This is a genomic window from Pseudoalteromonas sp. XMcav11-Q (assembly GCF_040104525.1).
GTDB lineage: Bacteria > Pseudomonadota > Gammaproteobacteria > Enterobacterales > Alteromonadaceae > Pseudoalteromonas.
The window spans coordinates 389,328-402,722 of record NZ_JBECOX010000004.1 but is presented as its reverse complement, the minus strand read 5'-3'; the positions used below and the strand labels follow the sequence as shown (position 1 = coordinate 402,722).

The following is a 13,395-nucleotide window of genomic DNA, read 5'->3' as shown; positions in this document are numbered from 1 at the left end:
CCCCTTAATACAGTCAGGCATATGGCAATGGTTTAGTTCATCTTAACTAGTAAACACCTTAAATAACAAGCAATAATAGATTATTGTCGCAATCTAGTTTAAAGAAAATAGTCAATGAGGTATGATGCGCCATACTTTTATTGCAAATTGTTCTCATAATCAATGACATTAGATAAACTTTCCAAAAATAGCGCAGCGACCATCACTTCTCTTACCCATCCAGATACTGCGTTACTGAGTCGAATAATGGCACTTGGAATTATTCCTGGTGAGCAAATAGAAGTCATTAACGTCGCCCCACTTGGATGCCCGATGCAAGTGAAAATTGGTGACACCTTTGTGAGTGTGCGTAAGGCCGACGCACAGTTCGTTGAAATTGAAGTTTTATAAGTTATTAAGGGCTCACGTATGAAAATTGCGTTAGTGGGGAACCCGAACTGCGGGAAAACCACATTATTTAACCGCCTGACCGGCTCTAAACAAAAAGTAGGGAATTGGCCAGGGGTAACTGTCGAGAAAAAATTCGGCTATTTTGCTTTAGAAAACACAAACGTAGAATTGGTAGATTTGCCCGGCTTATATAGCATGGAGCAAATTGAGCCAAGCCAAGATGAGCAAATCGCGTGTGACTTCCTAAAGCAAAATGAAGCTGACGTCATCATTAACATCGTGGATGCCGCAAACTTACAGCGAAATCTAGTATTAACTTCCCAGCTGAAAGAATTAGGCAAACCTATTCTCGTTGTTGCAAATATGGTTGATGTCGCAACACAGCGTGGAAGAACGTTAGATTTAAAAAGACTCTCTGAACAGTTAGGGTTACCTGTAGTGCCATTCCACGGTGCTAAAGGTACAGGGCAAGAAGCGTTGTTGGAACAACTCGCACAGATCACGCGTTTTCCAAAAGCACCTGTGACGGCAAACACCGAAAGTGCTAGCAGCGATCCCCTCGAAAAAGCGGTTGCTCGTCACCAAGCAGTGAAAAAATTGGCTGATGGCGTAAGTGTCATTACGCCAAAACGTGCAGATACGACAGAAACGCTTGATAAAATCGTGCTCAACCGCTGGCTTGGTGTACCTATTTTCTTAGCCATGATGTATTTAATGTTTACCATTGCGGTGAATGTTGGTGCTGTATTTATCGACTTTTTTGACATCGCCGTGGGCGCCTTACTTATCGATGGTGTAAAAATCTTGCTGGCAGATATTGGCGCACCTCAATGGCTGGGTGTGTTATTGGCTGATGGTTTTGGTGCGGGTATTCAATTAGTGGCGACCTTCATCCCTGTTATTGCGGTGCTATATCTGTGCTTATCCATTTTGGAAGACAGTGGTTATCTTTCTCGGGCCGCGTTTGTTATTGACCGTTTGATGTCATCCATTGGTCTACCTGGCAATGCTTTTGTACCTTTGATCGTTGGATTCGGCTGTAATGTGCCTGCGGTTATGGCGTCAAGAACGATGGGACGAGAGTCAGATAGATTACTGACGATTATTATGGCGCCATTTATGTCCTGCGGCGCACGTTTGACGGTATATGCGTTATTTGCAGCGGCTTTCTTTCCAACGAACGGAGCCAATGTCGTTTTTGGTCTGTATTTGCTTGGCATAGTGGTTGCGGTAGGTTCTGGCTTTTTATTTAGAAAGCAAGTATTCAAAACGCAAAAATTACCCTCGTTTACTGAGATGCCAGCGTATCATATGCCAATTTGGCGCAATATATTCATTACCACTTGGCAGCGTCTGAGCGGCTTTATCAAACGTGCTGGCAAAACAATTGTCATGGTGGTTATTTTACTCAGTGCATTAAACTCGATTGGTACCGACGGTTCGTTTGGCAATGAGAATACAGATAGGTCACTTTTGGCGAAGGCTGCACAAGTTGTCACGCCAATCTTTGAGCCAATTGGGTTAAAAGAGGAAAACTGGCCTGCTACGGTTGGTGTTGTGACTGGTATGTTTGCCAAAGAAGCCATCGTCGGTACTTTAGATGCGCTTTATACCGGTGCCGAAGAAGAAGGTGGAGAGTTTTCATTGTTGGCTTCGTTAAAAGAAGCGTTGATGACCATAGTAGACAATAGTAAAGATCTTATCGCAAACCTTGGTGATCCATTAGGACTTAACGAATTAGAATCAGGTGCTGAAAGTGGCGCAGTGCTACTCACCGCAATGGCCGCGAAATTTAATGGTCAAATTGGTGCATTTAGTTATCTTGTCTTTATCTTACTCTATACTCCTTGTGTAGCGGTATTAGGTGCAATTAAGCGTGAATCTGGCGGTAAGTGGATGTGGCTTGTTATTGGCTGGACGACCTCAATTGCTTATATCATGGCGACTTTAGTTTACCAAGCTAGTCAGTTAAGTACCTCGCCGACGAGTGCTTCACTTTGGATTGTAGCGATGTTGTTGTTTGGATTTGCGTGGTGGAAAGGGTTATCCCGACTGGGCAATAAACTTAACCAACCGCCAACCTATCAAATAAACTTAGGTTAGTTATATTCAAAAGCTTGTTTAATTACGGCGCTTAGAGCGCCGTTTTTTATTATTTTTTGGTATCAAGCAAAAAAAGGCAGTGTCAACTGAGTCAACACTGCCAACAACTCTAAATCAATCAAGGGGAGTCTTCGTAAAGGAGATTACGCCGCTTTATTGACCGAAGGGTTACGCAATAATGAAAGATTTATGACTGTGAAAATTTCACTTTGCTTCTTGCTAAAAATCGCTTAATTTTTAGCTCTACTCTTGCTGTTAACCGGGACAATAATGATAACCACTGATACTCCTCTTATTTTGCGCCACCTTGATACTATCCATGCACTGATCTCTAATGCTTATTGGGCAAAACAAATGCCTAAAGCATTGCTAGAAAAAGCCATTCAAAATAGCCTGAGTTTCATGTGTTTGGATGACAAAGGCGAGTTTCAGGGTTTTTGTCGCGTGATAACTGACTATGCCACCTTTGCCTATCTTGCTGACGTGATAGTTGATGAAAGTGCCAGAGGTAAAGGAGTAGGCAAAGCGATTGTTCAAGCCGTGGTTGAACATCCAGAGCTACAAGGCTTAAGGCGCTTTATGCTGGCAACTTTTGATGCGCATACTCTATATGAAAAATTCGGCTTTGCAGCGGTGCCAGATCCGAGCATTTTGATGCAGATCTGCCACCCCACTATATATTCGGATTTACAAGATTAATTGCAGGATTTCGGTCATTTATATTTTGTTTTTTAGAACGAAGACTGGATAAATACACTTACCCTGAACATAATAAAGACGATAACAATAACAGGTGTCTTTATTATGTTACTGCTCGCGACTATCTATTTGGCTGCTGCGATATTGGCGGTGCCAATCGCTAAACGGCTAGGGCTTGGCTCTGTGCTTGGATATTTATTGGCGGGGATCCTAATTGGTCCTCACCTTCTTCATCTTGTGGGGGAGCAAACGGACGTCATGCACTTTGCCGAGTTTGGTGTAGTGATGATGCTATTCTTAGTCGGGCTTGAGTTACAGCCCAAAAGGCTCTGGACGATGCGCCGCTCTATAGTTGGTCTCGGTGGCTTACAAGTAGTTATAACAACGGCTGTACTCTATTTCGCGATTGATTTAGCGCTTGGCTTTTTGTGGCAGCAATCATTAGCCATTGCGTTAATGTTGGCACTGTCTTCTACCGCCATTGCACTGCAAACCTTAAATGAAAAAGGCTTGATTAAACAATCTGGCGGTCAAAATGCGTTTTCAGTGTTGTTATTTCAAGATATAGCCGTGATCCCCATTCTCGCGATTATGCCGTTGTTAGCATTTAGTGATTTGGCTGTGAGTGATGGTCACGGCAATTTGTTACACACTTTTCCGACTTATCTCCAAGTGATTATCTCTGTTTTTGTCATTTTGGCTATTATCGCTGCTGGGCATTATGTCGCCGCGCCGTTATTTAGGTATATTGCCAGCACTCGAATGCGCGAGCTATTTACCGTGGTGGCGCTATTTATCGTTATCGCAACCGCGTTATTGATGCAAAGCATCGGTTTATCCCCAGCGCTTGGAACATTTCTCGCGGGTGTTGTTCTCGCGGAAAGTGAATTTCGCCATGAATTAGAAGCCGATATTGAACCGTTTAAAGGGTTACTACTTGGCCTCTTTTTCATGACAGTAGGCGCATCAATCGACTTTTCCTTATTGGCACAAAAATGGTTATTTATTTTAGCGTCAGTGGTGCTACTAATGGGGTTAAAGGCGGTTATTTTATATATGTTGGCAACGGCGTTTTCACTGCATAAGCGAGCGACATGGTTATTTACCGCAGCCCTGTGTCAAGGCGGTGAGTTCGCGTTTGTACTCCTTTCGGTTACTGGCAGTTTAGCAATCTTAACTCCAGATCAAGTCGCGTTAGTTACACTGGTTGTTGCGGTATCTATGCTCGGATCGCCCCTCATTTTTATTCTTTATGACAAAATAGTTGAACGCCAGGCCAATACTCCTCAAGAACAAGATAGCTTAGAGACGATGGAAGCGACACAAAACGTTATTGTGGTCGGCTACGGGCGTTTTGGCCAAGTGATAGGGCGTTTGCTTCATGCACAGGGTTATCATTTATCGATTTTGGATCACAGCCCAAGCCAAATTGAATTACTCCGTCGCTTTGGCAATCAAGTGTTTTATGGCGATGGTGCTCGATTAGATTTACTCGAAGCCGCAGGGGCTCACGAGGCGCAAATGCTGGTCGTGGCGATTGATGAGCCAGATAAAACCCTCGAAATCGTCAGGTTGGCGCAGCAACATTTCCCTAACCTAAAACTTGTAGTTCGTGCGACCGACCGTCGCCATGCCTACCAACTGATAAAATTGGGTGTCACTGCGTTTGAGCGAGAAACCTTTGTCTCTGCTGTGAAGTTAGGTGAACAGGCGCTCAAGTTATTGGGCCATAGTGAAGAAGATGTCGCACGAGCGGGTTACCTCTTTACCAAACACGATGTTGAATCTATGCATATGCTCGCCGATGTGTGGGGAGACGATGAAAGCTATGGTATTGCGATCCGTCAGCGTATGGCTGACCTCAAACAGGTGTTGCAGGCGGACGAAAAAGCGCAAGAAGATCTTAATACCTGCCATGGTGAAGATTGTGAAAATAAACCATCAACCATTGAGCAATAACGCATAAATATTAGGTTAAATCAGTATGTTGAGAGTGACATTAGAACAGTGGCGAATGTTTAGAGCCGTTGTTGAATATGGTGGTTTTAATCAAGCTGCCAAAGAAGTGCATAAAAGCCAGTCAAGTATCCACACTGCGGTCCATAAAATTGAGGAATGCCTTGGTGTTAAGCTTTTTAGAGTCGAAGGGCGAAGAACCCTGTTAACCGAAGCGGGTGAAATGATGCTGCGCCGTGCCAATTATCTCTTGGAAGAAGCGGCAAAAGTGGAAGCGGTAGGGCAGACGCTGGGCGAGGGAGTTGAGAGTCAATTGCGCATTGCGGTCGATGAAATTTTCCCACAGCAGGTACTCTATAAGGTGCTAGAAAATACATCTGCACAATACCCTTTATTGCGTGTCGAGTTGGTCGAGTCAGTATTAACAGGCGCATCAGAACTTTTACAAAATACCGACGTAGATATCGCCATTTCTCCAGTTACTTTACAAGATGGGTTCAGTGAAGAGTTGTGCCAAATCGAGTTTGTTGCAGTGGCAAATCCCAATCACGCATTACATCAATTTGGTCGCGAGCTTACATTCGAAGACTTAAAATCCCATCGTCAAATCGTAGTGAGAGATTCTGCAATCTCGCGTAAAAAAGATGAAGGATGGTTGGGGGCGCATCAACGTTGGACGGTGAGCCATATGACAACCTCGATAGATATGATAGCGCAAGGCTTAGGATTTGCTTGGTTACCTATTCCGGCTATTAAAACGCAACTAGACTCTAGCGTCTTGAAACCACTACCACTATCGCAACATAGTCAGCGTAAAGCACAGCTTCATCTTATTTTTAAAGATGGTGACAGGCTTGGGCCCGCCGCGCGCGCTTTTATTGGTGAGTTAAGATATCAGTGCATGCAGCTAGAAGATTCTCTTGAGTAGAATGGTTGATGTTAAATTATCAAATTTTATTCGTTTCAAACAGGCAATAGACTAAGGTCATCAACATGCGTTTGGAGCGAAACATGCGATATATTCGAAAAGCACAAGATAGAGGTAAAGCAGATTTTGGCTGGTTGCAAAGCCAACATAGTTTCTCATTTGGTCGATATTATGATCCCGCCCACATGGGATTTGGTAATCTTAGGGTGATCAATGATGACACAGTACTTGGTGGTCATGGCTTTGATACTCATGGTCACCGAGATATGGAAATTATTTCCTATGTCATTGACGGTGAATTAGCACATCAAGATAGTATGGGTAATCAGTTTACTGTGGCGGCAGGTGAAGTTCAGAGAATGAGCGCCGGTAGTGGCATTCTTCATTCAGAATATAATGCTTCAAAGACAGCGCCTGCCCATTTTTTACAAATTTGGATAGAGCCAAAGCTTAAAGGCATAACCCCGAGTTATGAACAAATTCAAATCAAACAAAGTAGTGCACTTACGCCGATTGTTACGCCTACAGGCGTGGAGAGCACTCTGAGTATCAATGCTGACGCTGAAATACACCGATTGCAACTACATCAAGGTCAACAGATTGAGCTGAATGCGCACGCGCAAAAAGCCTATTTGCACATTGTTGGCGGTGAAGCGACGCTTGATGGTGAAAGGTTTCAGCAAGGAGATGGCATCGGTCTGATTGCTGATGACAACATGCAGGTTACGGCAGTAACAGATGTTGAAGCGCTGTGGTTTTTATTACTTAACTAAGCAAATTGGTATTAAATTCAGCGCCTAAAATTAAAGGAATTGAAGAATGACAGAACCAATTCAACTTGCAGTAATTGCCCTTGTCGTTCTGCTAAGTGGTATTTCAAAGTCTGGCTTTGCAGGCGCGTTAGGGGCGTTTTCTGTTCCAATTTTGATGATGGTGTTGAATCCAAGGGACGCCATTGCGTTGATGCTTCCGCTACTTATCGTTGCGGATGTTTTTAGCCTGAAGAGCTATTGGCGCTTATGGAATATGCCAGAATTAAAGCGGTTATTGCCAGGCACACTAGTCGGGATAGCCTTAGCAACGCTTTTTCTTCAAGGCGTCAGTGAGTTTTGGCTGACGGTTGTGATTGCAGCGATGAGCATAATATTTGCGCTTAAAAGCTTACTGATTAAAAATACACCTGAAAGTGTTGGGCACTTAAGGTTACTGGCCGCGAGCACCTCTACCGCAGCTGGTATCTCCACGACCTTAATTCATGCAGGCGGCCCACCACTCATGGTGTATTTTAACGCTCGCAAATTAGAGCCAACGGCTTATATCGCGACGGTTGCGGTACTATTTGCGCTGATGAATGTGATTAAGTTAGCGACCTTCTCTGCAACTGGGTTGTTACAGTGGCAACATGTGCTGCTTGCTATCTGTTTTACACCTTTAGCGTTGCTTGGTAATAGGCTCGGTGTGCACCTTGCGAAACGCTTACCTAAAAAGCAATTTTTGCTGGTGATGAATGGACTACTGCTCATACTTGGAGTGGTATTGATTGGTAAATTGCTGTGATGGTGTCGGTTACCAAAATCTAGCAAAGTAAATGCCCACAACATGTTGTGGGCATAGAAAGCTATAACTGCTCTTCCATCTCTTTTTGATACTCATCTGCAAGTTGCGACTTTTCACTTTTATCAAGTACCTTACCCGCACGCTGGAAAAATGCTTGCTCTTCGTCAGCCAAGTGATGCTCAACTTTGTCTTTGAGTTTTTTCAATTTAGTTAGCCAACTAGGATCGGAAAACTCCGTATTATCCAGTGCCTCAATTAACTCATCAATCTCATGATGCTCGGCGATACCGTGGCGAGAGTCTTCGATCGTCATGTCGCTTTCCATTAACGGGGCGTAAAAGTACCTTTCTTCTGCGATGGCATGCGCCTCTAGCGCGTCCTTCAACTCTTTATAGTACTTCTCGCGAACCTTTGAATCACCAGACGTTTCTGCCAACATGTTCAATAGGGCGCGTTGATGATCATGATCTTGCTTTATTGCATTAAAAATTTCCATGTAGATTACCTCTTTCTAGCTTAAAACGTCTGTTCTGGTGCTGTTTTTAAAAAACGACATGAGTTTGCTTCGATGCGCCTCATTATTCGTTTTAATGATAAGCAGCCACTTGCCCTCTGCGATTTTATTCATCACCGCCTGGTTAAACGCATCTTTGTCTGGACGCAAAGAAATAAGGCCCGAAGCAAATAGCCCTAAAAATAAGCCGGGGCTTAGTAAAGCGATAAACGTTAAATAAGGATTAGCTTGAGTGAAAGCCGGTCCATAACTTACCAATAGTCCCGCGATGAGAAAGCCTAATATCACCCCCATGCTGCCAAGGTACAAATGCCAATTAAGCATGTTTTTGGCAAGGCGACTTTCGCTTTTAGGCTCAAGTTTTTTGTCGGCATCTTTGTCATACGGATTAACCAGTTCTAGATGCTCATGTTGAACAAGGTGGCTGTTTAACAATTCATTTTGCAATTTTTCTGCGGCTGCTTTCCCTGTTAGAACGGCCCCAACTCTATGATCTGTGTAGGATAATATTTCAAAAGTATCCATTACTCCTCCTAATTTCGTTGCAGCTTGTAATTATTCAAACTGCAAGTGTTATACCGAGAGTGTAAGATTTCTAAGATATTGAATTTTATTAATAATTTTAGATTCCAGATGTTGTGGGGTTGAACAAATGAAGCACAAGGCAGAAAGAATTACCGAGTAGTTACTACATGTTTTGATACAACATAATGATTATAAAGTTAGTTTAGGGAAGAAACTGGCATATTTACTCATATTGTATCAAAAAATTTACAAAGGTATGTTTTGTTACTTAATTCAAGATATTAAGTGTGGGTCTATTTTTTAAACAAATGCATGAAAGCATTGCATAAATATTTAAAGTAAATTAAATATTATTAAAATGTTAACTTTGGGGTTTATTTATTTGAATTGCTGCCTAGTCTAATAAGGCGTGGCGAGTGCTAATGGGCTTGCCATGTCTTCTGCAGTTGAAGGAGAAAACAGTCACATTTCATCTAATGTTTTTTGTTAAGCAGTGATGAAAAGGACAATAAAACAACAATACTAGGAGTGTAATTCGTGAAATTATCTACAGTAACTATGGCTACGGCGTGTGCGATTGCGTTTACTTCGCTCAGTGCTCAAGCTGCAACAAAACAATACTTAAACCAGCAAGCTGACATGAATACTATGCTTAAGTCAGCTTCTCAAACTGTGTTGAGTACACAACCAGAAGTGCTGATTGGTTTGGAAAGCGCGAGCCAACTAAAGGAGCTTAAAAGCTTCAATAGTAAAAAAGGTGAAGTAACTAAGCGTTTTCAACAAATGTACCAAGGATTACCAGTGATTGGCGATTCGGTCATTTTAACGTTTGACGATGCCGGTGCGCTTAAAAAGGCTCACGGTGCAGCGGTTTATAACATCGCGGCTGACATCGGTTCGGTAAAACCCAAGCTAAATGCCAAAATGGCATTGAATCAGTTTGAAAAGCAATCGCTTAGTGCAGGCAAAAAGCTTAAAAAACATAACGAGAAATCTCGCCTTGCGATCTGGCTGGATGGCAATTCAACGGCACGTTTAGTCTATGAAGTCACTTTTGTTACTTATGGTGATGAGCCTAAACGCCCATATTTGATCATTGATGCAAACACAGGCGAAGTGTTAGAAAGCTTCAATAACTTGCAGCATGCAGATGCGATAGGCCCTGGTGGTAACCAAAAGACTGGTCGTTACCAATATGGTACTGATTATGGTCATCTAGACGTTGCACAGTCGGGCAATACTTGTACCATGACTAATGCGAACGTTAAGACAATTAACTTAAATCACGGTAGCAGCGGCTCGACTGCACATAGCTTTACGTGCCCAGAAAATACAGTTAAAGAAATTAACGGTGCATACTCACCGCTGAACGACGCCCATTATTTTGGCAATGTAGTATTTAATATGTACAACGATTGGCTCGGCACAGCGCCGTTGTCGTTCCAGCTTAAAATGCGTGTGCACTATAGTAGCAACTACGAAAACGCGTTTTGGGATGGCAGTGCGATGACATTTGGTGATGGTGCAAATACATTCTATCCGTTGGTAAGTCTTGATGTATCTGCTCACGAAGTAAGCCATGGTTTCACTGAGCAAAACTCAGGTTTGGTATACCGTTATAAATCAGGTGGCTTGAACGAAGCGTTTTCTGATATGGCAGGTGAAGCTGCTGAATTTTATATGAAAGGCAGCAATGACTGGTTAGTTGGACAAGACATTTTCAAAGGGAGTGGTGCATTGCGTTATATGAATGATCCAACGCAAGACGGTCGCTCAATCGATCATCAGTCTAACTATACGTCTAGCATGGATGTTCATCACACTTCAGGGGTGTTCAACAAAGCCTTCTACAATCTGGCAACTACGGCAGGTTGGGATACGAAAAAAGCCTTTATCGTAATGGCAAAAGCTAACCAAATGTATTGGACCGCTAATACTGACTGGGACTTAGCTGGTAATGGCGTGATGGATGCGGCATGTGACCTAGGTTATGAACCTGGTGATGTACAAGCTGCGTTAGCAGCGGTTGGCGTTAACTCTAACTTAAGCACAGGTAGTAGCTGTGACACCAACCCACCACCTCCTCCTGGTGGCGATGAAGAGTTAACGAACGGTCAGCCTCGTACTGGGATCAGTGGCGCGGCAAAAGAGCAAATGTTTTTTACCCTTGATGTGCCAGCTGATGCGACTAGCCTAAACTTCACCACTTCTGGTGGTAGCGGTGATGCGGACCTTTATGTCAAGTATGGCTCTCGTCCGACACTAAACACTTATGACTGCAATAGCACAACGTCTACAAGCAACGAAAGCTGCGATATTAGTAACATTCAAGCTGGTAAGTACTACGTGATGGTCGAAGCGTGGAATCAGATTTCGGGCGTAACTTTGACTGGTACATACAGCTCAACAGGTGGAACTCAACCAATTGACCGCACTGAGTCAAATATCAGTGTTGCATCTGGCAGCTGGACACGTTTCACGCAAGATCTAAATGCTAGCTACAGCAGCCTTGAAGTAAGCATTTCAGGTGGTTCAGGTGATGCGGACCTATACGTAAACTTTGGTTCTCAATCAACAACGTCGAGCTATCAGTGTCGTCCTTATAAAAACGGTAACAATGAGACTTGTACGATTGCAAACCCGCAGCAAGGTACTTGGTATATTGATTTACGTGGCTATAGCGCAGCTAGCGGTGTAACACTGAATATCAAAGCGAACTAAGTAACAGTTTATAGGGAGCGCAAGCTCCCTTTTTTATTAGGCCCCAAAAAAGTCATAAATTTACCTCATTTGAATAATTCTTTTATTTTGCTCAGCGCTTAAATCATGTTGTTATTCAAATGAGTTGAGGATACAACAATGAAATTAACTACACCTATGCTACTGAGCATTGCCTGTTTGAGTGGCTTTTCTGAAGCGTCAGAAGAGGTTTGGGTGACGATGGATGCGAAGTCTAGTCAGCATTTCCAAGTCCATAATTCTATTCGCGGTACTCACTTTGAGCAGCTTTCTTTACCGAACAGCGAAGTCAAAGCGTTAAAAGTACCTGCAAGCTTACATTCACACCTGAGTGCATTTATGCACGACGAATATCACCGCTGTGGTGGTTTTGTCGCTCATGACTCTTTAGAGCAGGCGCAAAGCTACCTTGCACAGTTAGAAAGCATAAACCCAAGTGCGACGCTGGTTAACTACAGCATTGATAACCCCGCGCGGGTTAACAGCTTAATCTCAAAAGTCAGTACGGTAAACTTAGACAGCAGTGTCAATTCGCTAACCAGTTTTTATAACCGCTATTATACCTCGCAAACGGGTGTTGATGCCGCTGCATGGGTCAAGCAAACATGGAGCGATATTGCAGCAAGTCGCTCAGATATTAGTGTTGAATATTTTAGCCACTCTTGGGCTCAGTCTTCAGTGATTGTCACCATTCCAGGTAGCGAACTGAGCGATGAAATCGTTATTATCGGCGGGCACCTTGATTCAATTAACCAATCTAACTCAAGTGGGTTTGCGCCGGGTGCGGATGATAATGCCTCAGGGATAGCTGTGCTTACCGAAGCGCTAAGCGCTATTGTTGAAGATGGTTATCAGCCTCAGCGGACAATCCAAATCATGGGCTTTGCGGCAGAAGAAGTTGGGCTTCGAGGTTCTAAAGCTATCGCGCAGTCGTACAGCTCTCAGGGAAAAAACGTAGTCGGTATGACACAATTTGATATGACTGGCCGCAATGGCAGTAGTGCGGATATTGTGATGATGACAGACTATACAAACAGCGCACAGAATCAGTTCTTAGGCCAATTAATTGAAACTTATTTGCCAAACCTTAGCTATGCCTATGACCAATGTGGCTATGGCTGCTCCGACCATGCATCTTGGTATCAGCAAGGGTTCCCAGCTTCTATGCCATTTGAATCAAGAATGTCTGAGATCAACAGAAAAATTCATACCACCAACGATACTGAATTTGATTCAACACATGCACAAAAATTTGCAAAACTCGCGCTGGCATTTGTTGCTGAGCTTGGTAAAAATGCGGGTGATACACCTCCGCCACAACCAAACAATAAGCTTGAAAACGGCGTGGCTAAAACGGGGATTTCTGGCGCTTCTAAAAGCCAACAGTTTTTCACCATGGAAGTACCACAAGGTGCAACTAATTTAAGTTTTACCACCTCAGGTGGTACTGGTGACGCCGATCTCTACGTTCGCTATGGATCCAAACCTACTTTGGATACTCATGACTGCAAGAGCACTAACTCGTCTAGTAACGAGCAATGCAATATTTCCGCTGTGCAAACTGGTACGTATTACGTGATGGTAGAGGCATGGAACGCGATTTCGGGGGTCAGTTTGGTAGGACAATACGATACCTCAAGTGGCAATACGCCTATTGACGAAACTATCAATAATATTTCTGTCACCAGTGGTCAGTGGCAGTATTTTAGTCAAGCACTAACCGCGGGATACCAAACCCTGACAATTACGACGTCGGGAGGCACGGGAGATGCGGATCTTTATGTTAATTTTGGCACGCAACCAAATACCAGCACCTACCAATGTCGGCCATACAAAAATGGCAATAATGAGGTATGTACAATCTCCAATCCTCAGGTTGGCACTTGGCATATCGGCCTGCAAGGCTACCAAGCAGCGAGCAATGTAACGCTAAGTATTAGCGCGAATTAATACGCCAACTAATACGCGTTTAAAATTAAGACCG

The 13,395-nt window shown here is 43.4% G+C and carries 11 protein-coding genes; 9 read left to right on the top strand and 2 right to left on the bottom strand.

Annotated features, from left to right (window positions below):
- Positions 1-162 precede the first annotated feature (162 nt).
- From ABMY45_RS09275 to ABMY45_RS09245, 7 genes are all read left to right on the top strand, one after another.
- Positions 163-390, top strand: a complete 228-nt coding sequence (locus ABMY45_RS09275; protein ID WP_010605304.1) for a FeoA family protein — start codon at positions 163-165, stop codon at positions 388-390.
- Between the two features lie 18 nt (positions 391-408).
- Positions 409-2,493: a ferrous iron transport protein B gene (gene feoB, locus ABMY45_RS09270; RefSeq protein WP_349288791.1), complete on the top strand. Its 2,085-nt coding sequence runs from the start codon at positions 409-411 to the stop codon at positions 2,491-2,493.
- A gap of 270 nt (positions 2,494-2,763) precedes the next feature.
- On the top strand, positions 2,764-3,192 hold the full coding sequence (locus tag ABMY45_RS09265) for a GNAT family N-acetyltransferase (protein ID WP_010605306.1): 429 nt from the start codon (positions 2,764-2,766) through the stop codon (positions 3,190-3,192).
- A 105-nt stretch (positions 3,193-3,297) separates the two neighbouring features.
- The gene (locus ABMY45_RS09260; RefSeq protein WP_349288790.1) at positions 3,298-5,151 is read left to right on the top strand and encodes a monovalent cation:proton antiporter-2 (CPA2) family protein; all 1,854 of its coding nucleotides are present in this window, start codon (positions 3,298-3,300) and stop codon (positions 5,149-5,151) included.
- Positions 5,152-5,176: 25 nt separating this feature from the next.
- Positions 5,177-6,076 (top strand): LysR family transcriptional regulator, encoded by a 900-nt coding sequence (locus ABMY45_RS09255; RefSeq protein WP_174169310.1) that lies wholly within the window; start codon positions 5,177-5,179, stop codon positions 6,074-6,076.
- Positions 6,077-6,159: 83 nt separating this feature from the next.
- The gene (locus tag ABMY45_RS09250; RefSeq protein WP_010605309.1) at positions 6,160-6,849 is read left to right on the top strand and encodes a pirin family protein; all 690 of its coding nucleotides are present in this window, start codon (positions 6,160-6,162) and stop codon (positions 6,847-6,849) included.
- Positions 6,850-6,895: 46 nt separating this feature from the next.
- Positions 6,896-7,633, top strand: a complete 738-nt coding sequence (locus tag ABMY45_RS09245) for a sulfite exporter TauE/SafE family protein (protein WP_349288789.1) — start codon at positions 6,896-6,898, stop codon at positions 7,631-7,633.
- Between the two features lie 61 nt (positions 7,634-7,694).
- On the opposite strand, the gene ABMY45_RS09240 is transcribed toward ABMY45_RS09245, so the two are convergent.
- Entirely contained in the window at positions 7,695-8,129 is a 435-nt protein-coding gene (locus ABMY45_RS09240; protein ID WP_045990043.1) for a hemerythrin domain-containing protein, read from the bottom strand.
- Between the two features lie 15 nt (positions 8,130-8,144).
- A complete protein-coding gene (locus tag ABMY45_RS09235; RefSeq protein WP_174169308.1) occupies positions 8,145-8,672 on the bottom strand; it encodes a hypothetical protein in 528 nt (175 codons plus the stop codon).
- 537 nt (positions 8,673-9,209) lie between these two features.
- On the opposite strand from ABMY45_RS09235, the gene ABMY45_RS09230 reads away from it, so the two are divergent.
- Positions 9,210-11,393 carry a pre-peptidase C-terminal domain-containing protein gene (locus tag ABMY45_RS09230; protein ID WP_349288788.1) on the top strand — a complete coding sequence of 728 codons (2,184 nt, stop codon included), beginning with the start codon at positions 9,210-9,212 and terminating at the stop codon, positions 11,391-11,393.
- A 138-nt stretch (positions 11,394-11,531) separates the two neighbouring features.
- Positions 11,532-13,361, top strand: a complete 1,830-nt coding sequence (locus ABMY45_RS09225; protein WP_349288787.1) for a M28 family metallopeptidase — start codon at positions 11,532-11,534, stop codon at positions 13,359-13,361.
- Positions 13,362-13,395 lie beyond the last annotated feature (34 nt).